The 25,471-nt window shown below is 70.7% G+C and carries 21 protein-coding genes, 6 tRNA genes, 1 pseudogene and 1 riboswitch; of the genes and pseudogenes, 16 read left to right on the forward strand and 12 right to left on the reverse strand.

Annotation, left to right across the window (positions count from 1 at the left end):
- Window positions 1–15: 15 nt before the first annotated feature.
- The 4 genes from OHS82_RS22265 (at window position 16) to purM (ending at window position 4,220) form a co-directional block, all read left to right on the forward strand.
- On the forward strand, window positions 16–813 hold the full coding sequence (locus OHS82_RS22265; RefSeq protein ID WP_057576342.1) for a maleylpyruvate isomerase family mycothiol-dependent enzyme: 798 nt from the start codon (window positions 16–18) through the stop codon (window positions 811–813).
- A gap of 49 nt (window positions 814–862) precedes the next feature.
- A complete protein-coding gene (locus OHS82_RS22270) occupies window positions 863–1,348 on the forward strand; it encodes an META domain-containing protein (protein ID WP_057576340.1) in 486 nt (161 codons plus the stop codon).
- A 233-nt stretch (window positions 1,349–1,581) separates the two neighbouring features.
- Window positions 1,582–3,108 (forward strand): amidophosphoribosyltransferase, encoded by a 1,527-nt coding sequence (gene purF / locus OHS82_RS22275; protein ID WP_057576338.1) that lies wholly within the window; start codon window positions 1,582–1,584, stop codon window positions 3,106–3,108.
- Window positions 3,109–3,152: 44 nt separating this feature from the next.
- Entirely contained in the window at window positions 3,153–4,220 is a 1,068-nt protein-coding gene (purM, locus tag OHS82_RS22280) for a phosphoribosylformylglycinamidine cyclo-ligase (RefSeq protein WP_328434349.1), read from the forward strand.
- A gap of 87 nt (window positions 4,221–4,307) precedes the next feature.
- Here purM and OHS82_RS22285 read toward each other — a convergent pair whose 3' ends face one another.
- Complete coding sequence (locus OHS82_RS22285; RefSeq protein ID WP_057576334.1) at window positions 4,308–4,562, reverse strand: DUF3073 domain-containing protein; 255 nt, start codon at window positions 4,560–4,562, stop codon at window positions 4,308–4,310.
- A gap of 310 nt (window positions 4,563–4,872) precedes the next feature.
- A complete protein-coding gene (locus OHS82_RS22290; RefSeq protein ID WP_057576332.1) occupies window positions 4,873–5,976 on the reverse strand; it encodes a Leu/Phe/Val dehydrogenase in 1,104 nt (367 codons plus the stop codon).
- A gap of 189 nt (window positions 5,977–6,165) precedes the next feature.
- Between OHS82_RS22290 and OHS82_RS22295 the strand changes: the two genes are divergently transcribed.
- Together OHS82_RS22295 and bldC are read left to right on the forward strand one after the other, a co-directional pair.
- Window positions 6,166–7,008, forward strand: coding sequence for a hypothetical protein (locus OHS82_RS22295; RefSeq protein WP_057576330.1), 843 nt, complete (start codon window positions 6,166–6,168; stop codon window positions 7,006–7,008).
- 609 nt (window positions 7,009–7,617) lie between these two features.
- Window positions 7,618–7,824 carry a developmental transcriptional regulator BldC gene (gene bldC, locus OHS82_RS22300; RefSeq protein ID WP_003949541.1) on the forward strand — a complete coding sequence of 69 codons (207 nt, stop codon included), beginning with the start codon at window positions 7,618–7,620 and terminating at the stop codon, window positions 7,822–7,824.
- Window positions 7,825–8,391: 567 nt separating this feature from the next.
- On the opposite strand, the pseudogene OHS82_RS43540 reads toward bldC, so the two are convergent.
- From OHS82_RS43540 to OHS82_RS22335, 7 genes and pseudogenes are all read right to left on the reverse strand, one after another.
- Window positions 8,392–8,574: pseudogene (locus OHS82_RS43540) on the reverse strand (DUF6274 family protein); the annotation flags it as partial.
- A 224-nt stretch (window positions 8,575–8,798) separates the two neighbouring features.
- Window positions 8,799–8,873: transfer RNA gene (locus OHS82_RS22310), tRNA-Asp, on the reverse strand.
- 95 nt (window positions 8,874–8,968) lie between these two features.
- Window positions 8,969–12,979 (reverse strand): ATP-dependent RNA helicase HrpA, encoded by a 4,011-nt coding sequence (gene hrpA, locus OHS82_RS22315; protein WP_057576328.1) that lies wholly within the window; start codon window positions 12,977–12,979, stop codon window positions 8,969–8,971.
- 111 nt (window positions 12,980–13,090) lie between these two features.
- Window positions 13,091–13,167 (reverse strand) — tRNA-Phe (locus OHS82_RS22320).
- A gap of 24 nt (window positions 13,168–13,191) precedes the next feature.
- Window positions 13,192–13,266: transfer RNA gene (locus OHS82_RS22325), tRNA-Asp, on the reverse strand.
- A gap of 38 nt (window positions 13,267–13,304) precedes the next feature.
- Window positions 13,305–13,377 (reverse strand) — tRNA-Glu (locus tag OHS82_RS22330).
- Between the two features lie 80 nt (window positions 13,378–13,457).
- Window positions 13,458–15,053, reverse strand: coding sequence for a metallophosphoesterase (locus tag OHS82_RS22335; RefSeq protein ID WP_328434350.1), 1,596 nt, complete (start codon window positions 15,051–15,053; stop codon window positions 13,458–13,460).
- A gap of 83 nt (window positions 15,054–15,136) precedes the next feature.
- On the opposite strand from OHS82_RS22335, the gene OHS82_RS22340 reads away from it, so the two are divergent.
- The 6 genes from OHS82_RS22340 (at window position 15,137) to OHS82_RS22365 (ending at window position 21,112) form a co-directional block, all read left to right on the forward strand.
- Entirely contained in the window at window positions 15,137–15,487 is a 351-nt protein-coding gene (locus OHS82_RS22340) for a metallopeptidase family protein (RefSeq protein ID WP_057576326.1), read from the forward strand.
- Between the two features lie 97 nt (window positions 15,488–15,584).
- Window positions 15,585–16,124: a hypothetical protein gene (locus tag OHS82_RS22345; protein ID WP_057576325.1), complete on the forward strand. Its 540-nt coding sequence runs from the start codon at window positions 15,585–15,587 to the stop codon at window positions 16,122–16,124.
- 312 nt (window positions 16,125–16,436) lie between these two features.
- Entirely contained in the window at window positions 16,437–18,674 is a 2,238-nt protein-coding gene (locus tag OHS82_RS22350; protein WP_328434351.1) for a DEAD/DEAH box helicase, read from the forward strand.
- 166 nt (window positions 18,675–18,840) lie between these two features.
- Window positions 18,841–20,394 carry an amino acid permease gene (locus OHS82_RS22355; protein ID WP_057576321.1) on the forward strand — a complete coding sequence of 518 codons (1,554 nt, stop codon included), beginning with the start codon at window positions 18,841–18,843 and terminating at the stop codon, window positions 20,392–20,394.
- Window positions 20,395–20,494: 100 nt separating this feature from the next.
- Window positions 20,495–20,567, forward strand: a tRNA-Lys gene (locus OHS82_RS22360).
- A 95-nt stretch (window positions 20,568–20,662) separates the two neighbouring features.
- Window positions 20,663–21,112: an HIT family protein gene (locus tag OHS82_RS22365; RefSeq protein WP_057576319.1), complete on the forward strand. Its 450-nt coding sequence runs from the start codon at window positions 20,663–20,665 to the stop codon at window positions 21,110–21,112.
- A 36-nt stretch (window positions 21,113–21,148) separates the two neighbouring features.
- Here the strand turns inward: OHS82_RS22365 and OHS82_RS22370 are convergent, their stop codons facing one another.
- Window positions 21,149–21,445, reverse strand: coding sequence for a GntR family transcriptional regulator (locus tag OHS82_RS22370; protein WP_328434352.1), 297 nt, complete (start codon window positions 21,443–21,445; stop codon window positions 21,149–21,151).
- A gap of 159 nt (window positions 21,446–21,604) precedes the next feature.
- Here OHS82_RS22370 and OHS82_RS22375 point away from each other — a divergent pair, with 159 nt between their 5' ends.
- Together OHS82_RS22375 and OHS82_RS22380 are read left to right on the forward strand one after the other, a co-directional pair.
- Entirely contained in the window at window positions 21,605–21,952 is a 348-nt protein-coding gene (locus OHS82_RS22375; protein WP_328434353.1) for a hypothetical protein, read from the forward strand.
- Complete coding sequence (locus OHS82_RS22380; RefSeq protein WP_057576312.1) at window positions 21,949–22,269, forward strand: hypothetical protein; 321 nt, start codon at window positions 21,949–21,951, stop codon at window positions 22,267–22,269. The genes OHS82_RS22375 and OHS82_RS22380 overlap by 4 nt, the downstream gene beginning before the upstream one ends.
- Here OHS82_RS22380 and OHS82_RS22385 read toward each other — a convergent pair.
- A complete protein-coding gene (locus OHS82_RS22385; protein ID WP_057576310.1) occupies window positions 22,256–22,897 on the reverse strand; it encodes a GTP cyclohydrolase II in 642 nt (213 codons plus the stop codon). The genes OHS82_RS22380 and OHS82_RS22385 overlap by 14 nt on opposite strands.
- A gap of 163 nt (window positions 22,898–23,060) precedes the next feature.
- Window positions 23,061–23,621, reverse strand: coding sequence for a MarR family winged helix-turn-helix transcriptional regulator (locus OHS82_RS22390; RefSeq protein WP_328434354.1), 561 nt, complete (start codon window positions 23,619–23,621; stop codon window positions 23,061–23,063).
- Window positions 23,622–23,692: 71 nt separating this feature from the next.
- Between OHS82_RS22390 and OHS82_RS22395 the strand changes: the two genes are divergently transcribed.
- Both OHS82_RS22395 and OHS82_RS22400 read left to right on the forward strand, forming a co-directional pair.
- Window positions 23,693–24,820, forward strand: a complete 1,128-nt coding sequence (locus tag OHS82_RS22395) for a dihydrofolate reductase family protein (RefSeq protein WP_057576306.1) — start codon at window positions 23,693–23,695, stop codon at window positions 24,818–24,820.
- 95 nt (window positions 24,821–24,915) lie between these two features.
- A tRNA-Met gene (locus OHS82_RS22400) sits at window positions 24,916–24,989 on the forward strand.
- Between the two features lie 314 nt (window positions 24,990–25,303).
- Window positions 25,304–25,470, forward strand: a riboswitch (cyclic di-AMP (ydaO/yuaA leader).
- Window position 25,471: the final 1 nt, after the last annotated feature.

Genomic DNA, 25,471 nt, shown 5'->3' on the forward strand with positions numbered 1-25,471 from the left:
GCTAGGCTCGCCGTCATGCCTCCGGCCAAGAAGCGCGCCCGCGCCTACGACCCCGCCAGGACCCGTTCCGCGGTGACGGCCCAGTTCGGGAACGTGCGGCGGGCCGTGGGCTCCCTGACGCCCGAGCAGCTCGCGCTGCCCACGCGGCTGCCGGGCTGGACCGTACGGGAGCTGGCCGCGCACGTGACCATGGCGGTGGAGACCGTCAGCCGCAACATCGACCGGGACGAACCGGCGAAGGCGCAGCTCACGCTCCTGCAGTGGCCGTTCGCCACCGCCGCCCGCGCCGCCGACATCGGCGACGGCACCCGGGAGCTCGCCGCGGCCGAACCCGATCTGGACGCCCTCTTCGCCCGCACCGAGGAGCGCTTCGCCGCCGCCCTCGCCGCCGTCCCCGGGGACCGGCTGCTGGCCGCCCGCACCGGCGCCATGAGCCTGGCCGACTGTCTCGTCACCCGCACGGTCGAGCTGGTCGTGCACACCGACGACCTGAACGCGGCCGTCCCCGGTCTGGACGTTCCGTACGACCGCCAGGCGCTCGCCGCCGCCACCCGGCTCCTCGCCGACGCCCTCGCCGCCAAGGCGCCCGGCGGCGCGACCGAGGTGCGGATCCCGCCGTACGCCGTCGTGCAGTGCGTCGAGGGCCCCCGGCACACCCGGGGCACCCCGCCCAACGTCGTCGAGACCGACCCGCTGACCTGGATCCGGCTGGCCGCCGGCCGGACGACCTGGGAGGACGCCGTCCAGCAGGCGAAGGTCGCGGCGAGCGGCGAGCGGGCGGACCTCGCGGCGCTGCTCCCCCTGATGGCCTGAACCCGGCCCGGGACGGAACCGACCACCCCACCCGTCCCGTCGAACCGGCATGTCCAGGCAGACGCACAGCCCCACGCACGCGCACCCGTACCGGCGCCGCACGGCGTTGGCCGCCGCCGTCCTGCTCGTCCCGCTCGCCGCGGCCTGCGGCGGCGAGAAGGCGGGCGAACAGCCCGGCAGCGGGGAGCTGCGCGCCGAGCAGCCCGTCGCCGGGGTGCGGTGGAACGTCGACAGCGTGAGCGTCGACGGGGCCGTCCAGCAGGCCCCGTCCGGCGCGTACGTCGAGATCGAGGACGGCAGGGCGACGGGCAATTACGGTTGCAACCACTTCACCGCGAAGGCCGCCGTGCAGGGCGACCGCGTCCGGTTCAGCGAGGCGCGGTCGACCAGGATGGCCTGCGAGAAGCAGCCCATGGCGTTCGAGCGCACGCTGGCCGCCACGCTCGCCGACGGGACCCTCACCGCCGAGGTCGACGGCGCCACGCTGACCCTCGGCACGGCCGACGGCGACCAGGTCCGACTGACCGGAAAATGAGACCCGGCCGGCGTCCGGGGCCCCTATTGGTGTGCGACAGCTCACTCATGCCCGCGTGGCGGCCGCCCGCCCGGCCGCCGCCGTGACCCGCCCGATCCCGGAGTGGATCACCAAAACCTGTCCCTGACCAGCGTAAACACGTTGATCATGGGTGGTGTGGCCGACCGGTGATCCAGTTACCGGCGGGTATCGCCAATTCGGACCAGTGGTCGATCTCGCCTACACTCGGTGGCGTGCCACGTGGTGACGGTCGACTCAGTCATGATCTGCTCCCCGGTGAGAAGGGCCCCCAGGACGCATGCGGCGTCTTCGGTGTCTGGGCTCCCGGTGAAGAGGTCGCCAAGCTCACTTACTTCGGGCTCTACGCCCTACAGCATCGAGGTCAGGAATCCGCGGGGATCGCGGTCAGCAACGGCTCGCAGATCCTCGTCTTCAAGGACATGGGCCTGGTGTCCCAGGTCTTCGACGAGACCTCACTCGGTTCGCTCCAGGGTCACATCGCGGTCGGTCACGCCCGCTACTCGACCACCGGCGCCTCCGTGTGGGAGAACGCCCAGCCGACGTTCCGCGCCACCGCGCACGGTTCGATCGCGCTCGGTCACAACGGAAACCTCGTCAACACCGCCCAGCTCGCCGAGATGGTCGCCGACCTGCCCAAGCAGGAGGGCCGCACCCCGCGCGTAGCGGCGACCAACGACACCGACCTGCTCACCGCGCTCCTCGCGGCGCAGGTCGACGAGGACGGCACGCCGCTGACCATCGAGGAGGCCGCCCATCAGGTCCTCCCGCAGGTCAAGGGCGCCTTCTCGCTCGTCTTCATGGACGAGCACACGCTCTACGCGGGCCGCGACCCCCAGGGCATCCGCCCGCTGGTCCTCGGCCGGCTCGAGCGTGGCTGGGTGGTCGCCTCCGAGTCCGCCGCGCTCGACATCTGCGGGGCGAGCTACGTCCGCGAGATCGAGCCGGGCGAGTTCGTCGCCATCGACGAGAACGGCTTGCGGACCTCGCGGTTCGCGGAAGCGAAGCCCAAGGGCTGTGTCTTCGAGTACGTGTACCTGGCTCGTCCGGACACCGACATCGCCGGACGGAACGTGTACCTCTCCCGGGTGGAGATGGGCCGCAAGCTCGCCAAGGAAGCGCCGGTCGACGCCGATCTCGTCATAGCGACACCGGAGTCCGGCACCCCCGCCGCCATCGGCTACGCGGAGGCGTCCGGCATCCCCTTCGGCGCCGGCCTGGTGAAGAACGCCTACGTCGGCCGGACGTTCATCCAGCCGTCGCAGACGATCCGGCAGCTGGGCATCCGCCTGAAGCTGAACCCGCTCAAGGAAGTCATCAAGGGCAAGCGCCTGGTCGTCGTCGACGACTCGATCGTGCGCGGCAACACCCAGCGGGCCCTGGTCCGCATGCTCCGTGAGGCGGGCGCGGCCGAGGTGCACATCCGCATCTCCTCGCCGCCCGTGAAGTGGCCCTGCTTCTTCGGCATCGACTTCGCCACGCGCGCGGAGCTGATCGCCAACGGCATGACCATCGACGAGATCGGCACCTCCCTGGGCGCCGACTCGCTCTCGTACATCTCCATCGAAGGCATGATCGAGGCGACCACCATCGCCAAGCCGAACCTCTGCCGCGCCTGCTTCGACGGCGAGTACCCGATGGAGCTCCCCGATCCCGAACTGCTCGGCAAGCAGCTCCTGGAGACGGAGCTGGCCGCCGGTCCGGCCGCCACGGCCGCGGCCGACGCGATCCGCCGCCCGTAGACAGTCCGTCACACCTGCCGTACGACACGAAAGTTCTCACCGTCATGTCTGAGACAACTGGTGCCAGCTACGCAGCTGCGGGCGTCGACATCGAAGCGGGCGACCGCGCCGTCGAGCTGATGAAGGAGTGGGTGAAGAAGACGCAGCGCCCCGAGGTCCTCGGCGGCCTCGGCGGCTTCGCCGGCCTCTTCGACGCCTCCGCCCTCAAGCGCTACGAGCGTCCCCTCCTCGCCTCCGCGACCGACGGCGTCGGCACGAAGGTCGACATCGCCCGCCGGCTGGGCGTCTACGACACCATCGGCCACGACCTGGTCGCCATGGTCATGGACGACATCGTGGTGTGCGGGGCCGAGCCGCTGTTCATGACCGACTACATCTGCGTCGGCAAGGTCCACCCCGAGCGCGTCGCCGCCATCGTCAAGGGCATCGCCGAGGGCTGTGTGCTCGCCGGCTGCGCCCTGGTCGGCGGTGAGACGGCCGAGCACCCGGGCCTCCTCGGCGAGGACGACTTCGACGTCGCCGGCGCCGGCACGGGCGTCGTCGAGGCCGACCGGCTGCTCGGCCCGGATCGCATCCGCACGGGTGACGCGGTGATCGCCATGGCTGCCTCCGGCCTTCACTCGAACGGGTACTCGCTGGTCCGGCACGTCCTGCTGAACCAGGCCGGCCTGTCCCTGGACGCGCGGATCGACGAGCTCGGCCGCACGCTCGGCGAGGAGCTCCTGGAGCCCACCAAGATCTACTCGCTGGACTGCCTGGCCCTCACCCGCACCACGGACGTGCACGCCTTCTCGCACATCACGGGAGGCGGTCTCGCGGCCAACCTGGCCCGCGTGATCCCGGACGGGCTGCACGCCGTCGTGGACCGCTCCACCTGGACCCCGGCCCCGATCTTCGACCTGGTCGGCAGGACCGGTTCGGTCGAGCGCCTGGAGCTGGAGAAGACGCTCAACATGAGCGTCGGCATGATGGCGATCGTGCCCGAGGAGTCGGCGGACGTCGCGCTCGCGACGCTGGCCGACCGCGGCGTCGAGGCCTGGATCGCCGGCGAGATCACCGAGCGCGGCGAGCACCAGACCGGCGCGGAGCTGGTCGGGGACTACGCCGCCTAGGACCGCCGGAGAGCCGGCGGCCACGCAGGCAGCACAAGACCCGGTCGGTGACCGAAGTCACCGACCGGGTGAGTGCTCAGTACAAGGTCAAGCGCCGCGACGGTGTTGCGAGGAGTCCTCGCCGTCATCCTCGTCATCGTCCCCGTACAGCTCGGCGTACCGGGCGTACGGGTCGTCGTCTTGCTCATCGTCATCATCCTCGAACGGTTGACCGTTCGGTGGAATGTTCGATGGCGATGCGCCCAGCTCTTCGGCCAGACGCGAGAGATCTGTCCCGCCGCTGTTGTACTTCAGCTGGCGGGCGACCTTCGCTTGCTTGGCCTTGGCCCGGCCGCGCCCCATGGCTCGACCCCCTCAACGACGGGGCTCGACGGCCCCAGGTTGACACGCGTTCATGATCCAGGACGGCCTCTCCATGGAGAGCCCGTCGTAGGGCTCCCACGGTACCTGAGCCCACGCCCGTACGGTACGTCGCCCGTACTACGCGCGTGTGCGCAGCACCCTTCGAGCGCCCCGTCCTCGCTGGTCAGTGGCGATTTTAACCACTTATCGGCGGGCGACCCGCCGGGAGGAGTGAGAGTTCTCTCTAACTTTCCACCGGTCGGTACCGCCGAAACCCTCGGACGGGACGCCCTGAGGCCCCGCCGAAAGATCACCAGCCGCGCGCCCGAGCCGCCTCGTGCATTCGCTGCTCGGCGATCCGGTCGGCCGCGGCGGCCGGCGGAATCCCGTCCTCCTTCGCACGTGCGAAGATTCCGAGCGTGGTGTCGAAGATCTTCGCCGCCTTCGCCCTGCACCGGTCGAAGTCGAAGCCGTGCAGCTCGTCGGCGACCTGGATGACCCCGCCGGCGTTCACCACGTAGTCCGGCGCGTAGAGGATCCCGCGGTCGGCGAGGTCCTTCTCCACGCCCGGGTGGGCGAGCTGGTTGTTGGCCGCACCGCAGACGATCCTCGCCGTCAGCACCGGCACGGAGTCGTCGTCGAGCGCCCCGCCGAGAGCGCAGGGGGCGTAGACGTCGAGACCCTCCACCCGGATCAGCGCCTCGGTGTCGGCCACGGCCGTCACGCCCTCCGGGTGCCGCTCGAGGATCCTGCGCACCGCGTCCTCGCGGACGTCCGTGATCACGACCTGGGCGCCCTCCTCGCGCAGATGCTGCACGAGGTGGTGGCCGACCTTGCCGACGCCCGCGATGCCGACGGTGCGGCCGCGCAGCGACGGGTCGCCCCACAGGTGCTGTGCCGAGGCCCGCATGCCCTGGTAGACGCCGAAGGCCGTCAGTACGGAGGAGTCGCCCGCGCCGCCGTTCTCCGGCGAGCGCCCGGTCGTCCAGCGGCACTCGCGCGCCACGACGTCCATGTCGGCGACATAGGTGCCGACGTCGCACGCGGTCACATAGCGACCGCCGAGGGAGGCCACGAACCGGCCGTACGCGAGCAGCAGCGCCTCGGACTTGATCGTGTCGGGATCACCGATGATCACGGCCTTGCCGCCGCCGTGGTCCAGCCCGGCCATGGCGTTCTTGTACGACATCCCGCGGGCGAGGTTCAGCGCGTCGGCGACGGCCTCCGCCTCGGTGGCGTACGGGTAGAAGCGGGTGCCGCCGAGGGCGGGGCCCAGAGCGGTGGAGTGCAGGGCGATGACGGCCTTGAGGCCGCTCGCACGGTCCTGGCAGAGCACGACTTGCTCATGACCACCCTGGTCCGAGTGGAACAGGGTGCGCAGTACATCAGCAGGTGCGCCGGATACGTCGGTCACTGTGGTGACTCCCGGGTAACTAGCGGCGGTCGGGACACGGGCACCGTAAGGGTGGCGGGGCCCGTGTCCTGAGCGTAGAGCCTGCACGGCCCGCCGATCTCGCAGTGCGGGGGATCACCTTCTCGCGGAGTACCGCCGTGCGACGATTCGCAGGGGTTTCCCCGTCGGCCGAAAGGGGAGGGAGCAGGCGTGCCCAAGGTGTCCTCGGTGATCGTTCCGTACGCGGTCTATCTGCGCGTCTACGAGCCGCTGGCCGCTTTCCCTGAGCCCGAGCGCACCCACTGGGCCCGCTACGCCCGCCGTCCCGAGCTGCCCTCCTACCAGGACGAGCTGCGCCGCTCGCTGGCCGGACTGCTGCCCACCCCGCCGGTCGCGGCACCGGTGCACGAGAGCGGCGACGCGTTCGTCACCGAGGTGGACGGCGTGCTCTGCGTCTGCCCCTGGCGCACCCGGCTGCGCGGCTGGCTGGCCCTGGCGGAAGTCGACGACGAGCTGCCCCGGCCGGTGCTGGAGGCGGCGCTCCCCGAGGTCGTGCGTATGCAGGCCGCCCGGGACCACGAACGCTGGCTGGAGAGCAATCCGGACGCCCGCCCGTGGATCCGCACGGCGGTCTGGCAGGTGCCGCTGCACTGGTTCGTGCTGGTCTCCGACGAGGAGCGCGCGTACGAGAAGGAGAGCGGGGAGGTCGCCCCGGTGCTGCGCTACCGCACGCCGATGGTGCAGGCGCGCCGACGGGTGGCCCGCTCGCTGCGCACGCTGAAGGACTCCATGGACGAGGGGCCGCTCATCGAGGGCCTGCTGGACGTGGGCCGCTGGCTGGAGGAGTTCCATCCGCGTTCGCTGGTGGAACTGGATTACGGCGGCCTGGTGCACGTGCTGCCGGCCGGCGATCTCGAGGACGATCACTCGGCGAGGGACGTGGCCGAGGGCATCGAGGCACTGCGTACCGGGGACGGCGCGGCGGCCGGCGAGGCGTACGCGCGGCTCGTGGAGCGGTGGCGGTCGGTACGAGACCGGCGTTCGGCGAACTGACCGTGCCGTGAACGGGCCGTGCTGTGACCCGACCGTGCCGTGAACCTGCTGTGAACTGACGATGTGACAGATGCGACAGCGCTTCATTAGTGACGTACGTCACGGCCCTGAAGCGGTCGAACAGCGTACGGTCGGCGGCACTTCACGGAACTGACGGGGCGTAGGTCCCGATCCGGGCTTTTGTCGCAAGGGTGACGGACCGCACGTACACGGCCCTTGCGCCGGTTGCCCCTCCTCGTGCCAAAATAGGACAAGGAGTCCGGGGAGGACTCCGTCCGCCTACTTATGCTCCACCGTGGGGGGAAATCTCAGCATTGCACGCTTTGCGGGGTCAGGTGGCTCGTGATCACCGCTGTGACTGATCGTCACAACGGTGTGACTGTCCGCTATGGCATGGTCCATCGGCTTCCGTCGCCGATGAACACCTGGGGGGCAATTCCATCGGTTTGGCCGACGCGGCTGGACGGATGGTGTAGTTGTAGTGCCGAGGACAAGCCGTTCGTCCTATAACCGACTCGACCCGCATCCGCCATTTCGGGCAACGCGGGTCAAGGTGCAGAATTTAGAGGAAAGAACCGAGAAGGTTCGGTTCTCCCGAGGAGGCCGCTCATGACCGCTCGCACCCCTGATGCTGAGCCGCTGCTGACCCCGGCTGAGGTTGCCACGATGTTCCGCGTCGACCCCAAGACGGTCACGCGGTGGGCGAAGGCCGGCAAGCTCACGTCGATCCGCACGCTCGGCGGGCATCGCCGTTATCGCGAGGCTGAGGTCCGCGCACTGCTCGCGGGTATCCCGCAGCAGCGCAGCGAGGCCTGACAACCGCATATCGGGCAATCCGTCAGGTTCCCCCACCTGAGCGCACGCCCGAAACCAGGCATCAAACGACGTGGGTCCTGCCCCAACAGGCCCCTCGCTCCTAGGGCAGCGTCGTCGATCGCGCCGGACTCCGCCGAGTCCGGCGCGATCTTTTTTGTGCGCTCGAGCGCACTTGGGGTCACTCCTCGGGTGGTATCAGGTGGCTCTGTGAGCGACCTTGTCGGAGTCTGGGGAGGCTCTGGGAGGGTTCCGGGGGGCATCCTCCGGAGTGGTGCAATTGCACATATTAAATTGACCACTTGTAGGAGAGTGGTAAGAACCCGGGTTTTCAAAACTCATGCAGTGACACCCGTCACATACCAAAGGGCTTGTTACCGGCGAGTCACGTGCGCTAGTAGACGATTGAACTTCACTGTGCCACAGGAGTCCCGCTGTGGGTACGGTCCGCGGCCCACGGCGTCACGTCGGGCGGTAATCGGTGGCACCCGTCGGGTCGGCCGTCTCCGAGGGGCCCGCCGGGTTCGCGGCGCCGGCCGTGTCCGCGTCGCGGCGGGAGATGTCGCGGGGGGAGGGGCTCTCGCCCTCCGTGGCCCCCTCGGGGGCCTGGGCGCCCCAAGGCGCGCCGTCCATCGCCAGTTTCAGCAAGCGGTGGCAGATCGGGCAGTGGCGGGTCAGATGGCGGTAGGACGACGCGGCCGACAGATGCGCGCGGAGCAGGGCCCGCGTTTCGTGCCTGACCGATGCCGCCATGCCCCACCTCCACGCGGGCGCCGCGGGGAACGGGCCCTGAGTTCTGGGGTACCGGCCGAATGTGACGCCGTCAAGGGCGCCGCCGGGTGCGCGCCGACCGGCGCACGCGAATGAGCCCGGATCCGCAAGATCCGGGCTCCGGTCGGACGGCCGGCGGTCGGCGCAGGCGCCACACGAACGAGGCCCGCTTCCCTTGCCGGGAAGCGGGCCTCGTTCGTTCACTGCGGTCCTGACGGGATTTGAACCCGCGGCCTCCACCTTGACAGGGTGGCGAGCACTCCAAACTGCTCCACAGGACCTTGCTTTTGCGGCACTTGATGCTGCGTTGTGCTGCGAGAAGGACTGTACAGGAGGGTGAGCCCGGTGGTCGAACTCACTCTCCGTACGCAACCCGTCACGGCGCCGCAGCGTCGATCGCCTTCACGATCCGCTTGTCGGAGACCGGGTACGCCGTGCCCAGCGCGTGGGCGAAATAGCTGACCCGGAGCTCCTCGATCATCCAGCGGATGTCCAGGACCTGCTGGGGAACCGGGTGGCCCGCGGGCAGCTGCTCCAGCAGCCACGCGTACTCGTCCTGCATCTCGTGGACCTTCTCCATGCGCGCGGTGTCCCGCTGCGCGCCGGTCGGCATCTGCTGCAGCCTCCGGTCCGCGGCCACCAGGTAGCGCATGAGGTCGGGCAGCCGGCGCAGCCCCGCCCAGGTCACGAAGCCGGGTTTCACGAGCGCGTCCAACTGTGTGCGCACGTCCGCCAGGTTCGCCAGCAGCACGGGGCTGCGCACGCCCTTCAGTCGGCGCTCACAGGACTGCCAGGCCGCGAGGACCTGCTGCACCTGGGCGACCGCCCGCACGGTCGTGTCGACGATCTCCGCGCGCACCTTCTCGTACAGCTTGCGGTACGACTCCTCGTCCCAGACCGGCCCGCCGAAGTCGGCGATCAGCCGGTCCGCCGCGGCCATCGCGCAGTCGTCGAACAGCGCCTGGACGGAGCCGTGCGGATTCGCGGACAGCGCCAGCTTTTGAACGTTCGTCAACTTCTCGGATGCGAACTTTGCCGGGTTGACCGGGATGTTCCGCAGGATCAGCCGACGGGTGCCCTTCCACATCGCCTCGGCCTGTTCCGCCTCCGTGTCGAAGAGGCGTACGGAGACGGTGTTCGCCGCCGGTCCGTCGTCGACGAGCGCCGGGTACGCCTTCACCGGCTGTCCGGCGCGGCGGGTCTCGAAGACGCGGGTGAGGGTGCCGATCGTCCAGTCCGTCAGACCCGAGCGCTCCAGGGACTCGCCGCCCTGGCGTTCGGCGGTGGCCGCGGCCGCCTGGGAGATGGCCTGCCTGGCCTTCGGCTTCAGCCGGAGCTTCAGGGACTCCAGGTCCTTGTCCTCGGCCAGCTTGCGGCGCCGCTCGTCGACGATCCGGAACGTGATCTTGAGGTGGTCGGGGAGTCGCGACCAGTCGAAGTCGTCGGCCTCGAAGGGGACGCCGACCATCCGTTTGAGCTCCCGGGCCATGGCGGCCGTCAGCGGCTCCTGCAAGGGGACCGCCTGGTCCAGGAAACGCTTCGCGAAGTTCGGCGCCGGCACGTAGTTGCGCCGGATCGGCTTGGGGAGGGAACGGATCAGCTCCGTGACGACCTCCTCCCGCAGCCCGGGGATCTGCCAGTCGAAGCCCTCGTCCGTGACCTGGTTGAGCACCTGGAGGGGGACGTGGACGGTCACGCCGTCGGCGTCCGCGCCCGGCTCGAACTGGTACGTGACCCGGAACTTCAGGGGACCCTGCCGCCAGGAGTCCGGATAGTCGGCCTTGGTGACCGCCTCCGCCGACTCCCGGATGAGCATCTCGCGCTCGAAGTCGAGGAGGTCGGGCTGCTCGTGCCGCTCGTGCTTCCACCAGGAGTCGAAGTGCGCCCCCGACACGACGTGTTCCGGCACCCGCTGGTCGTAGAAGTCGAACAGCGTCTCGTCGTCGACCACGATGTCCCGGCGCCGCGCGCGGTGCTCCAGCTCCTCGACCTCGCTGAGGAGCCGGCGGTTGTCGGCGAAGAACTTGTGGTGCGTGCGCCAGTCGCCCTCGACCAGGGCGTTGCGGATGAACAGGTCGCGGGAGGTCTCCGGGTCGATCCGGCCGTAGTTGACCTTGCGCTGGGCGATGATCGGGACGCCGTACAGCGTCACCTTCTCGTCGGCCATCACGGCCGCCTGGTCCTTCTCCCAGCGCGGCTCGCTGTACGTCCGCTTCAGGAGGTGCCCGGCGAGCGGCTCGACCCACTCCGGCTCGATCTTCGCGTTGACGCGGGCCCACAGGCGGCTCGTCTCCACCAGCTCGGCGGACATCACGAACCGGGGCTGCTTCTTGAAGAGGGCCGACCCCGGGAAGATCGCGAACTTGGCGCTCCGCGCGCCCAGGTACTCGTTCTTGGCCGTGCTCTTCCCACCCTCCCCGGCGGCGGTCTTCACGTCCTTCATGCCGATGTGGGAGAGGAGACCGGCGAGGAGGGAGACGTGGACGCTCTGCTCGGGCGCGTCCTCCTCGTTCAGGTGGATGCCCATCTGCTTGGCGACCGTGCGCAGCTGCGTGTAGATGTCCTGCCACTCACGGATGCGCAGGAAGTTCAGGTACTCCTGCTTGCACATACGCCGGAAGGAGGAGGAGCCTCGCTCCTTCTGCTGCTCGCGGACGTACCGCCACAGGTTGAGGTAGGCGAGGAAGTCGCTCGTCTCGTCCCGGAAGCGTGCGTGCTGCTGGTCGGCCTGCGTCTGCTTGTCGGCCGGGCGCTCGCGCGGGTCCTGGATCGACAGCGCGGCGGCTATCACCATGACCTCGCGCACACAGCCGTTCTTGTCGGCCTCCAGGACCATGCGGGCGAGGCGCGGGTCGACCGGCAGCTGGGCCAGCTTGCGGCCGGTCTGGGTGAGCCGCCTGCGGGGGTCCTTCTCGGCCGGGTCCAGCGCGTTCAGCTCTTGGAGCAGCTGGACGCCGTCGCGGATGTTGCGGTGGTCCGGCGGGTCGATGAACGGGAACTTCTCGATGTCGCCGAGGCCGGCCGCGGTCATCTGCAGGATGACGCTCGCCAGGTTGGTGCGCAGGATCTCCGCGTCCGTGAACTCGGGACGGGCGAGGAAGTCGTCCTCGTCGTACAGGCGGATGCAGATGCCGTCGCTGGTGCGGCCGCAGCGGCCCTTGCGCTGGTTGGCGCTGGCCTGCGAGATCGGCTCGATGGGCAGGCGCTGGACCTTGGTGCGGTGGCTGTAGCGGCTGATGCGGGCGAAGCCGGGGTCGATGACGTACTTGATGCCCGGGACGGTCAGGGACGTCTCGGCCACGTTCGTCGCCAGAACGATCCTGCGGCCCGTGTGCTGCTGGAACACCCGGTGCTGCTCGGCGTGCGAGAGCCGGGCGTAGAGGGGCAGCACCTCGGTGAACCTGAACTTCTTCTTCTCCAGCGCGTCGGCCGTGTCGCGGATCTCCCGCTCGCCGGAGAGGAAGACGAGGATGTCGCCCTTCCCCTCGGCCTGGAGCTCCTCGACCGCGTCGCAGATGGCGGTGATCTGGTCGCGGTCGGCGTCCTCGGAGTCCTCTTCGAGGAGCGGCCGGTAGCGGACCTCCACCGGATACGTCCGCCCGCTGACCTCCACGATCGGGGCGTCGCCGAAGTGCCGCGAGAAGCGCTCCGGGTCGATCGTCGCGGAGGTGATGACGACCTTGAGGTCCGGCCGCCGGGGCAGCAGCTGGGCGAGATAGCCCAGCAGGAAGTCGATGTTGAGGGACCGCTCGTGGGCCTCGTCGATGATGATCGTGTCGTACGCGCGCAGCTCGCGGTCGGTCTGGATCTCCGCGAGCAGGATGCCGTCCGTCATCAGCTTCACGAAGGTGGCGTCCGGGTTCACCTGGTCGGTGAACCGCACCTTCCAGCCGACGGCCTCGCCGAGCGGGGTCCGCAGTTCCTCCGCGACGCGCTCGGCGACGGTGCGGGCGGCGATACGACGGGGCTGCGTGTGCCCGATCATGCCGCGGACGCCGCGCCCGAGCTCGAGGCAGATCTTGGGAATCTGCGTGGTCTTGCCGGAGCCGGTCTCACCGGCGACGATGACGACCTGATGATCACGGATGGCGGCCGCGATCTCGTCCTTCTTCTGGCTGACCGGAAGCTGCTCGGGGTACGACACGGCCGGCACGCGGCCGCGTCGCAGGGCCGCCCGTTCCTCGACCTGTGCGACCTCCGCCCCGATCTCGGCGAGGACGGCGGCACGGGCCTCCGGCTTGCGGATCCGGCGTGCGCCTTCGAGCCTGCGTCCGAGGCGGTGCGCGTCGCGCAGGGACAGCTCGGCCAGACGGGAGGCGAGGCCGCCGAAGCCGTCGGCGGCGGGAGTGCCCGGAGTGGAGGCGCCGGGGGCGGGGTGCGTAGACATACGCGGTCCAGGATCTCATCCCGGCCGAAGAAGGGGCGAGCGCTTTTGGCCGCGGCCGCGCGGCGCATCATGACGAAAACCCCCTCCGGAGCCCGGAGAGGGTTTTCGTTCTGGTGGCTGGGGCCGGGGTCGAACCGGCGACCTATCGCTTTTCAGGCGATCGCTCGTACCAACTGAGCTACCCAGCCACGAGGCTTCATGTGAAACCTCAGCGGTCCTGACGGGATTTGAACCCGCGGCCTCCACCTTGACAGGGTGGCGAGCACTCCAAACTGCTCCACAGGACCAAGCTGTTGCGTACGACAGTGTCGCACACGGTGTTGCGTGCCCCCAACGGGATTCGAACCCGTGCTACCGCCTTGAAAGGGCGGCGTCCTAGGCCGCTAGACGATGAGGGCTATCGGCCCGCCTGGGCGCTTCTCAGCGCGTCGGGGACGTCATGAGCATATGGGATGCCGGGGGGTATCGCCAAAACGGTTTACGGGGCCTTCCGGGAGGCGGTCCCGGACGGGACGGCGGACGGGCTCGGGGAGGGGCCGGAGGGCGAGCCGGGGGACGGGCCGGACGGGCCGGGGGACGGCGCGGCGCCCGGCTGGTTCTCCTTCGGGAGGTGGCGGCTGACCTCGGCCGTCGTCAGGCCCAGGCCGCCGAGCTTGATCTCGTCCCAGGCCTGGAGGCGGCGGGTGCCGCGGTCGAAGTAGAGGATCGACGCCTCGATCGGGTCGGGGTACTTGCCCTCCACGGCGCGCAGACCGCTGCCGCCGGTCGACCCCTCGACGCGCAGCCGGGTGCCCTTCCTCATGACCTCCGTCTGCTCGTGGTGGAGGTGGCCGGACAGGACGAGGGGCACCTCGCCGTCGGTGCCGCGGGCGGCGGAGGGTTCGTGGACCACGGCCACGTCGGCCGGGGCGCCGGCCGCCCGCTGCGCGCGCAGGGCCTCGGCCAGTCGCGCGCCCGCCGTCTCCTGCGACTCGGCGGCGCCCGGCGCGGTGGAGCGGTCGGGCGTGAACTGCGGGTCGCCGATGCCGGCGAAACGCAGGCCGGCGATGCTGACCGCGCGGCCGGCGTCGAGGACGTGCACGTTCTTCATGCCCTGCAGATAGCGCTGGGTGACGAGGGAGTCGTGGTTGCCCCTGACCCACACGTACGGCGCGCCCAGCGTGGCGATGGGGTCCAGGAAGCCGTTCTCGGCCGCGCTGCCGTGGTCCATGGTGTCGCCGGAGTCGACGATGACGTCGACCTTGTACTGCTCCACCAGCGACGAGATGATCTTCCAGCTCGCGGGGTTGAGATGGATGTCGGAGACGTGCAGGACGCGCACCGTGGTCGGGTCCGGCGAGTAGGCGGGCAGCGTGGAGGTCACGTCGTAGAGCTTGGTGACGTTGGTGACCAGGCGGGCGAGTTCCTGCTGGTAGACGTCGAACTCGGTGACGATGCTGCGCGCGTTGCCGACGAGCGAGGGCGCGGAGGACAGCAGGCCGGAGAACCGGGGCTCCAGCACCGAGTTGGGGTTCCAGGTGGCGAACGCGGTCGCGCCCGAGGCGGCCAGCAGGGTGAGCGCGAGGCCGCCGGCGGCGAGGGCGCGGCGGGGCCGGCGGTACACGGCGAGGCCGAGGGCGGTGGCGCCGGAGACGACGGCGACGCAGGAGCGGACCGCGAGGTCCAGCGTGCCGTGCTCGACGTCGCGGGCGACCTCGTCCTGGAGACCGGAGAGGCGTTCGGGGTGGTCGACCAGGGCCTGGGAGCGGGCGGGGTCGAGCTGGTCGACGTTCACGTCGAGGCGGACCGGCGCGAGGTGGCTGTCCAGGCTGAGCGCGCCCAGCGGGGAGATGTTGATCTTCGTCCCGCCGGTGAAGGAGGGGCGCAGGGTCATCGTGGTGTCCATGGGGCCGACGGGGACGCGGACGTTCCCGACGACCAGCAGTCCGAGCCAGGCGCCGACGAGGACGACGGCGGTCAGGCCGAAGGCGCGCAGCCAGGGCCGTGGGGGAGCGGCGAGTTCGGGGACGGTGTTCCGGCGCCGGGCGGGCTCGAGGCGCCGCAGGGCTGCGGTGGGGAGGCGGACACGGACCATTGGTGGCGTATGCCCCGGTCCAGGCGCGGATATGCGGGCCGTTCGCACCTCCCCCCGGAGGCGGCGTGCCCGACAATGGGCCTGTGCTGGAGATGACGCGCGAGGAGTTCGAGGAACTGGTGGCCGAGGCGCTTGACCGGATTCCGCCGGAGCTGACGCGGCTGATGGACAACGTCGCGGTGTTCGTCGAGGACGAACCGCCGGCGGACGATCCCGAGCTGCTCGGGCTGTACGAGGGGACCCCGCTCACCGATCGCGGTGAGTGGTACGCCGGGGTGCTGCCGGACCGGATCACGATCTACCGGGGGCCGACGCTGCGGATGTGCGAGTCCCGGGCGGAGGTGGTCGCGGAGACCGAGGTGACGGTGGTGCACGAGATCGCCCACCACTTCGGCATCGACGACGCCCGGCTGCACGCCCTCGGGTACGGCTGAGCCGTCCGGCGCAGGGGCGCGCGACCGGGGCGTGTCCTCTTGCGGGCGGCGGGAGTTGGGCACCGTGACTCGTTACGTCTGCCCCGGAGGTGGCCCTGTGCGCCCCTTGTACCTTCCCGTCCGTCTGGCTGTGACGGTCATGGCCGTCGCCGCGGCCGCCGGCTGTATGAGCGTGGGGGACGACGACGGCGGCCGGGCGAAGCCCTCGCACTCGGCCGGCCGGCACGGCGGTGAGGCGGGGGACGGCGACTCGCGGGGCGCGGGCGGCGGGTTCGGCGTGGGCGCGGCGGGCGGCGACGGCAGGCACGGGCACGGGAAGGGCGCCGGGGGGCGGGCGAGCGCTTCGGCGTCCGCGGGAGCCTCGCCGTCGGCGGGCGGGAGCGCCGCGGCCTCGCCCGGGGCGGTCGGTCCCGGACGGACCGCCGGGCCGGGAGCGCCGACGCAGAGCGGGGCGCAGCCGCCCGCGCCCACCCGGTCGCCGGACCCGGTGCCGCCCGTGCCGACGCCGGAGCCGCCGTCCCCCACGCCGGAGCCGACGGTCGCCGAGCCCTCGGCGTCGGCGCACGAGGACGGCGGCGGGACGGCGCCCCAGCTGCTGGACCGGGAGCCGGCGCCGCAGGCCGGTGCGCCGGTCTAGGTCGTGCCGTGACGGGAACGGTTCGCCGTCCTCGGCGGGGGTACGCGGGCCTCGGTGCGGCGGCAGCCCCGCGGCCCGCGGTCCCGCTCGGCCGGGCGGCTGAGCTGCGACGATGACCTCGGTTTGCCTTCCGCGGCCGGGGTGCGTATGGTAGTAGATCGTTTGATCCCATTTGCCCGGCGCCACTGCAGAGCGCGCCGTGTGGCGCGTACTCTCCCTTGCCGTGGCTGACCGCATAGAGGCGGTCCTTGCAATGCGAACACGGAGTTGACGGGCGCGTGCCGAAGAGACTCCGGAAGGTTTCGCATTCGCATGTCCATTTCCAGTACTGATCACGCCGTCATGCCCGAGAACGACGGCGCGACGATCGACGAAGCGGCGATCGAGGTCACCGAGGCCGCCGAGGCCTCCGTCGAGACCCCCGAGCTCACCTTCGCCGACCTCGGTCTCCCCGAGGGCGTCGTGCGCAAGCTCGCGCAGAACGGCGTGACCAGCCCCTTCCCGATCCAGGCCGCGACCATCCCGGACGCCCTGGCCGGCAAGGACATCCTCGGCCGTGGCCGCACCGGCTCCGGCAAGACCCTCTCCTTCGGTCTGCCGACCCTGGCCACGCTGGCCGGCGGGCACACCGAGAAGCGCAAGCCGCGCGCCGTCATCCTCACGCCGACGCGTGAGCTGGCGATGCAGGTCGCGGACGCGCTGCAGCCCTACGGCGACGTCCTCGGCCTGAAGATGAAGGTCGTCTGCGGCGGTACGTCGATGAGCAACCAGATCTACGCCCTGGAGCGCGGCGTCGACATCCTCGTCGCCACCCCGGGCCGACTGCGCGACATCATCAACCGCGGCGCCTGCTCCCTCGAGAACGTGCAGATCGCCGTCCTCGACGAGGCCGACCAGATGTCCGACCTGGGCTTCCTGCCCGAGGTCACCGAGCTGCTCGACCAGATCCCCGGCGGCGGCCAGCGGATGCTGTTCTCCGCCACGATGGAGAACGAGATCTCCACGCTGGTCAAGCGCTACCTGAGCAACCCGGTCACGCACGAGGTCGACAGCGCCCAGGGCAACGTCACGACCATGTCGCACCACATCCTGATCGTGAAGCCGAAGGACAAGGCGCCGGTCACCTCCGCGATCGCCTCGCGCAAGGGCCGCACCATCATCTTCGTCCGCACCCAGCTGGGCGCCGACCGTATCGCCGAGCAGCTGCGCGACGCCGGTGTGAAGGCGGACGCGCTGCACGGCGGCATGACCCAGGGCGCGCGTACCCGCACGCTGGCCGACTTCAAGGACGGTTACGTCAACGCGCTCGTCGCGACCGACGTCGCCGCCCGCGGCATCCACGTGGACGGCATCGACCTGGTCCTGAACGTGGACCCGGCCGGCGACCACAAGGACTACCTGCACCGCGCGGGCCGCACGGCGCGCGCCGGCCGCACCGGCACGGTCGTCTCGCTCTCGCTGCCGCACCAGCGCCGTCAGATCTTCCGTCTGATGGAGGACGCGGGCGTCGACGCCGGGCGTCACATCATCCAGGGCGGCGCCGCCTTCGACCCGGCGGTCGCCGAGATCACCGGCGCCCGTTCGATGACGGAGGTCCAGGCCGAGTCCGCGGGCAACGCGGCGCAGCAGGCCGAGCGTGAGGTCTCCGAGCTCACCAAGGAGCTGGAGCGTGCGCAGCGCCGGGCGACCGAGCTGCGCGAGGAGGCCGACCGGCTGGTGGCCCGCGTGGCGCGCGAGCGCGGCGAGGACCCGGAGGCGGCCGTCGTCGCGTCCGCCGAGGCGGTCGTCGAGCAGGACGCCGTGGTGGAGGCGCCGGCCGAGGCCGCGGTGGCCGTGGTCACCGAGCAGCCCGCGGAGCGTCCCGCGTACGAGCCGCGGCAGCGCCGCGACGAGCGGGGCAACTACGAGCGCCGTGACGACCGTCGTGACGACCGCGGTGGCCGTTCCTTCGAGCGTCGCGACCACGACCGTGGCGGCTTCAACCGCGGCGACCGCGGTGGCTTCAACCGTGACGACCGTGGCGGCCGTTCCTTCGAGCGCCGTGACGACCGTCGCGACGACCGCGGTGGCCGTTCCTTCGAGCGTCGTGACGACCGCGGTGGCTTCAACCGCGACCGTGACAACAACCGCGGCGACCGCGGCGGCTTCAACCGTGACGACCGTGGCGGCCGTTCCTTCGAGCGCCGTGACGACCGTCCCTCGGGCGGCTTCCGTCGTGACGACCGTCGTGACGAGCGTCCCTCCGGCGGCTTCCGCCGTGACGACCGTCCCTCGGGCGGCTTCAACCGCGACCGTCGTGACGAGCGTCCCTCCGGTGGCTTCCGCCGTGACGACCGTCAGTCGGGCGGCTTCAACCGCGACCGTCGTGACGAGCGTCCGTCCACCCACCGCGGCAGCGACCGTCCGTTCAACCGTGACCGTCAGGGCGACCGCCCGGGCTTCCGCTCCGGTGGCCACGAGCGTCCGTACGGCCGTCGTGACGACCACCGCGGCACCGCGCCCGGCGCCGGCCGTCGCGACGACAAGCCCCGCTGGAAGCGCAACGGCTGACGCACCAGCTGACGCCGGCGCACCCGCGTGAACGCCGTGGCCCCCACCGACCGACCGGTGGGGGCCACGGCGTTTTCGTGCGTCCGACGGCCGGCAGGGCTGCAAGGGCATTTTCTGGCCAAGTTGTGACGTGTGTCACGACCCCGGCTTGGGAATTGCTGGGGGCATGACAGATGACGGCACAGTGGGCGGCAGCTCTCCCGGGAACCTCTCGGACGAAGAGCGGCTGGCTCAGCTCGGCTACACCCAGGTTCTCGCCCGCCGCATGTCGGCGTTCTCCAACTACGCGGTCTCCTTCACGATCATCTCGGTCCTGTCGGGCTGCCTGACGCTGTACCTGTTCGGCATGAACACCGGCGGCCCGGCGGTGATCACCTGGGGCTGGGTGGCCGTCGGCCTCATGACGCTGTTCGTGGGCCTGTCGATGGCCGAGATCTGCTCGGCGTACCCGACGTCGGCCGGCCTGTACTTCTGGGCGCACCGGCTGGCGCCCGCACGCTCGGCCGCGGCCTGGGCCTGGTTCACGGGCTGGTTCAACGTGCTCGGGCAGGTCGCGGTGACCGCCGGCATCGACTTCGGCGCCGCCTCCTTCCTCGGCGCCTACCTGAACCTCCAGTTCGACTTCGAGGTGACGCCCGGCCGGACGGTCCTGCTCTTCGCCGGCATCCTGCTGCTGCACGGCCTGCTGAACACCTTCGGGGTCCGCATCGTCGCCCTCCTCAACAGCGTGAGCGTGTGGTGGCACGTGCTCGGCGTGGGCGTCATCGTGGGCGCGCTGGCCTTCGTCCCCGACAAGCACCAGTCGACGTCCTTCGTGTTCGGCGAGTTCGTCAACAACACCGGCTGGGGCAGCGGGGTGTACGTCGTCCTGCTCGGCCTGCTGATGGCCCAGTACACCTTCACCGGCTACGACGCCTCCGCCCACATGACGGAGGAGACGCACGACGCGTCGACGGCCGGACCCAAGGGCATCGTGCAGTCCATCTGGACCTCGTGGATCGCCGGCTTCGTCCTGCTGCTCGGTTTCACCTACGCCATCCAGTCCTACGACGCCGCCCTCGCCTCCCCGACCGGCGCGCCGCCCGCGCAGATCCTGCTCGACGCGCTCGGCGCGACCGCCGGCAAGCTGCTGCTGCTCGTCGTCATCGGCGCCCAGCTGTTCTGCGGGATGGCGTCGGTGACCGCCAACAGCCGCATGATCTACGCCTTCTCGCGCGACGGAGCGCTGCCCTTCTCCCACATCTGGCACACGGTCAGCCCACGCACCCGCACGCCCGTCGCGGCGGTGTGGCTGGCCGCCGGCGGCGCGCTGGTGCTGGGCCTGCCCTACCTGATCAACGTGACCGCGTACGCGGCCGTGACCTCCATCGCCGTCATCGGCCTCTACATCGCGTACGTCATCCCGACGCTGCTGCGCATCCGCAAGGGCGACGCCTTCGCGCGGGGGCCGTGGCACCTGGGCCGCTGGTCGAAGGCGATCGGCGTGGTGTCGGTCGCCTGGGTGGCCGTCATCACCGTCCTGTTCATGCTGCCCCAGGTCTCCCCGGTCACCTGGGAGACGTTCAACTACGCCCCGATCGCCGTCCTCGTCGTCCTGGGCTTCGCGGGCGGGTGGTGGCAGCTGTCGGCGCGCGACTGGTTCCTCAACCCGGGGCACGAGAAGACCCTCGCCAGAGAGGCGGCACGGGCGAGCACACCCGGCAAACCGCCCAACGCGTGACCGATCCAGGTCGGTTCCCGTCCTTCGACGCGGCCGTGTCCCCGATACCCGATCGGAGACCCGGCCGCGTCCCGCTATGCTCAGGGAGGCAACATCACCGGGGCCCTTAGCTCAATTGGCAGAGCAGTGGACTTTTAATCCATTGGTTGTGGGTTCGAGTCCCACAGGGCCTACCGGTGCGGGGGAGGGGACACCCCCTCTGACCTGCCGAGCGGCGCCCGGATCGGCTTCGGCCGACCCGGGCGCCGCTGTTCTACCCTCTCGGTTCATGACGACTCCCGACTGCTTCACCTGCAGCAAGGAAGAGCAGTTCGACGACCTTCCGCCACGCGAGTGCGTCGTGCACGACCAGCACTGGCGGGTGGCCCACTCCTTCAACACGGCGGTCCCCGGCTGGCTGGTGCTGCTGCCCCGGCGACACGTCGCCGCGGTCCACGACCTCACCGACGCGGAGGCGTCCGCTCTGGGGATGTGGCAGGTCAAGCTCTCCCGGGCGCTCCGCGGCCTGACGGGTTGCGCCAAGACCTACGTCGTCCAGTTCGCCGAAGCCGAAGGCTTCGCGCACGTGCACTTCCACATCGTCCCGCGCATGGCGGATCTGCCGCCGGAACACCGTGGGCCGGGCGTCTTCGAGCTGCTCCGGAGACCCGAGGCGGAGTGGGTGACGCCCGACCAGGCCGACCGGACGGCCCGCCTTCTCCGGGCCCGCCTCCAGTGACGGTCAGCTGGGAGTGCGGTGGCGGACCCGGTCCCGTCAGGCGTCCGGTTCGCCCTCCTCGGGCGCGTCGCCGGACGGCTGCTCGACGACGAAGGATCCCTTGCCGCGCACTGTGACGATCAGTCCGCGCTCGCGGAGTTCCTGTGCGGCCCTCCGTGCAGTGAGCCGCGCCACGCCGTACTCGTCGGCGAGGTGGTTCTCCGAGGGGATCGGCCTGTCCGGAGCCAGCTCCCCAGCGCCGATCTTCTTGGCGATGACGTCGGCCAGCTGCACGTAGAGGGGCCGCGCGCTCATCGGGTCCAAGACGGCGTCCGACTCTTCTGTATCGCTCATCTGTCCAACGTAGAGCGGTAATGATGTGCACGATCGTGTGGATCCCTCTCTACTTGTATGTAGAGGGCTATAGACCGGTGTAGCTTCCAGGATGAAAGGACCCCGGCGAGGTGAGCTAGACCTCCCGGGGCATGGCCAACGCTGAATAGGAGCGTCGACATGCACGACCTTATCCGTCGCACCCTCGAATGGATGCGTCTTCTTCTCGCGCCCGGCACCGGGAAGCGGCGTCGTATCCACCGTCAACGGCCCAGGCTCTGCCTGCACTTCACCGCAGTACGGCACGACCTGGCCCCAGCAGCCTCGCAACTCCCCCTCCACCGATCCCCGTACGGTCTCGGCGGCTCCCTCGACGGCGCCGACTCCGTTCTCGTGCGCCCCTATCTCGCCGCGCACGACCGGGAGTCCGCGCTCCAGCAGCGTCGTCGCCTCGCCCTCGTCCTGGCCGCCGACTTCGGGATCGACCTGGACGGGCACCTGATCGGCGCGCAGGAGGTGGCCGCATGACGGAGCCCGCCTTCTCCTCGTCCCCCCGGCTCCTGCCCTGGCCGTCCCCCGACGGCAAACCCTGCTACCTGGTGACCGACGACCGGGGCAGCCGCCTCTCCCGTCTCGCCGACGAGCTGGAGGCCCGGCAGCTCGCCGCCGCCGAGGATGTGCTCGGCCTCGCCCGCCCGCTGCTGGACGACCCCGCGTCGCCGTACACCGAGGTCCGTTACGCCGGTCTCCGGCTCGCCGAGTGCCTGACCGACGCCCTGCGCGTCGCGGAGTCCCGGGGCATGCGCCTGCCCGTACCGGAGGCCGAAGGCGTCAGACCGCGCTGAGGCCGGTGAGGGAGGCCAGCGGCAGTGTGTGCTGGGTCTGCAGGACCTTCGCGCGCAGGTAGCGGACGTTGTGCGGGGTGGTGAAGACGCCGGTCGGCACGCGGTGCTGGACGTCGATGCCCAGATCCCGCAACTGCTCTGCCTTGTCGGGGTTGTTGGACAGCAGGTCCAGGCTCGTGATGCCGAGGGCGCGCAGCATCTGGGCGGCCGACGTGTAGTCGCGGTCGTCCTCGGGCAGGCCCAGCGCGGCGTTGGCCTCGTAGGTGTCGAGGCCCTGGTCCTGGAGGGCGTACGCGTCGAGCTTGTTGTAGAGGCCGATACCGCGGCCCTCCTGGCGGAGGTAGAGCAGGACGCCGCCCGTCGCGGCTATGCGCTCGACGGCCTCGCGCAGCTGGGGGCCGCAGTCGCAGCGGGCGGAGCCGAAGGCGTCGCCGGTCAGGCACTCGGAGTGCAGCCGGACCAGCGGGACCGAGCCCGGGGCCGGCTCGCCGATGACGACGGCGACGTGCTCCTGGCCGTCGACGAGGCCGTGGAAGGTGACCAGTTCGGCGTCGACGGAGTAGCCGTCGTGAAAGCGGAGCGGTACCCGGACGCGGGCGCGCTGGGTGGCGGCGGGGGTGTCGGGCATGCGGGTCTCCCGGGTCCGGAGGGCGGTGGGCCGGGCGTCGCCGGGCGTGAGCCGGGTGATGCCTGGCCGCTGTCTGCTTCAGATTTGAAGCAGTTCCAGTGAAACGTGACCCTACCCATGCTTTAAAGTTGAAGCAACTGCTTTGTGGCGCGCCTCACCCGGCTCACTCTGGACCGGAGCCGGAGCCGGAGCCGGAGCCGGAGCCCGAGCCGGAACAGGGGGACGAGCGCCGGCGCCACGGCAGGTCCTCGGGGGAGGCCTCGCCGCCACCCTCGCCCTGGAAGCCGGCGGCGACCTGGGTGAAGATCTCCTCCAGCTGCCCCACCTGCTCGGGCGTGAGCCGGTCGAAGAGGGTGGCGCGGACCGTCTCGACATGGCCGGGCGCCACGTCCTCCAGCACCGCCAGGCCCTCGTCCGTCAGGACGGCGACGCTGCCGCGCTTGTCCCAGCGGCACTCCTCGCGCCGCGTCAGGCCGTCCTTCTCGAGGCGGGTCACCGCGTAGGTCAGCCGACTGCGGGTGATCTTCAGGCGCTCGGCGAGATCGGTCATCCGCAGCCGCCGCTCCGGACTCTCGGACAGGTTGGCGAGGATGGAGTAGTACAGGTGGGGCATGCCGGCCTCCTGCTGGAGGTGCCGGTCGATGGCGTCCTCGAGGAGGAGGTAGCCGGCCATGTACGCGCGCCAGGCGCGCTGCTCCTCGGGGGTGAGCCAGCGGGTCGTCATGACCCCAGTGTAGTTTTGTTTCAAACTTGAACCAAGATCCCCGTCGGAAGACCCAGTCCGGGAGCACGTCGATGCCGTACCCGTACGTCCTGCTGTCCGCCGCCGTCTCCCTCGACGGCTTCCTGGACGACACCACGCCCGAACGCCTGCTGCTCTCCAGCCCCGCGGACTTCGACCGGGTCGACGCGGTGCGGGCCTCCGTGGACGCCATCCTCGTCGGCGCCGGCACCATCCGCGCCGACAATCCCCGGCTCCTGGTGAACTCTCCCGAGCGCCGCGCCGCCCGGGTCGCCGCAGGCCGGCCGGCCTACCCGCTCAAGGTCACCGTCAGCGGCTCGGGCGACCTCGACCCGGCGGCGAACTTCTGGCACACGGGCGGCGAGAAGGTCGTGTACACGACCGAGAAGGGCGCCGAACGGGCCCGAGCGCTCGGCATCGCCGCGGACGTCGTCCCGCTCGGCCCCGAACTCGACTGGCGCCTCCTCCTCGCGCACCTGCACGACGAGCTCGGCGTCCGGCGCCTCATGGTCGAGGGCGGCGGAACCGTCCACACTCAGCTGCTCCAGCAGGGGCTCGCCGACGAACTCCAGCTCGTCCTCGCCCCGCTGTTCGTGGGCGACCCGGACGCGCCCCGCCTCTTCGGACCGGGCGCCTACCAGGGCGGCCGGCTGCGGCTGGTGGAGACACGGCGCATCGAGGACGTCGTCCTGCACCGCTACGAGCCCACCGCCCCCGGCGCCGGACCGCTCGCCGCCGCGGCCGACCGGCACTGGCTGGCCCTCGCCTGCGAGCTGGCCGCCCAGTGCCCGCCCTCGGACACGGCGTTCAGCGTCGGCGCGGTGATCGTGGCCGCCGACGGGACGGAGCTGGCGCGCGGGCACTCCCGCGAGGCCGGCGACCCGGTCGTGCACGCCGAGGAGGCGGCGCTCGCGAAGCTCGACCCCGCCGACCCCCGGCTCCTCGCCGCCACCGTCTACAGCAGCCTCGAGCCCTGCGCCCGCCGCTCCTCCCGCCCCGCCCCGTGCGCCCGCCTCATCCTGGACGCCGGCGTGCGCCGGGTGGTCACGGCGTGGCGCGAGCCGGACACCTTCGTGACGGCGGCGGACGGGACCGGCCTGCTGGCGGCCGCGGGCGTCGACGTCCTCGTGCTGCCGGAGTGCGAGGAGCGGGCGAAGGCCCCGAACCGACACCTGGTGTGAGGCCGCAGCCGGGGCCCGGGCCGGGGGCGCGGCGGGGGCGCGACAAAGCCTGGTGCTGGGCGTCCCCCGGATGACGTACACTGGAGTCACAACGACGCGGGGTGGAGCAGCTCGGTAGCTCGCTGGGCTCATAACCCAGAGGTCGCAGGTTCAAATCCTGTCCCCGCTACTGAAGGCCGAGGGCCGGAATCCGAAAGGGTTCCGGCCCTCGGTGCGTTCGCCCTCGTGGCGCGTCCCCGCTCTTCGTGACCCTTCGTGACCGTTCGGCCGCCCTGTGCGCCGGGTCCGAGCCGCCGTGTCTACGCGTGTGACGGGTGTGGTGTCCTGGACGAGGGTCAACTCGCCCGTTTTTCACCGCTGCTGGCCAGAAAGTCCAGGCCAGAAATGTTGTTGATCAAGCAGAACGGCTTGGAAACGCACCCCCGGGTCTATTAACGTTCGATAACGCAGCGCGGCCGTCCCAGCCGACACCAGAGTCGTCTCCGTGCGCACGCGCCGAATCCCGCAAGGGAACCGGGGAACCACCACCTTGGGGTGAATCACGCGGAAGCCTCCGTGAACTCGCAGAGTCCACGGCCGGTATACGCGCGTAGGAGACCTTCCGACTCCGAACCCGTCAGCTAACCCGGTAGGCGACGGAAGGAAAGGAGT

It is taken from the genome of Streptomyces sp. NBC_00425, from assembly GCF_036030735.1.
Taxonomy (GTDB): Bacteria; Actinomycetota; Actinomycetes; order Streptomycetales; family Streptomycetaceae; genus Streptomyces.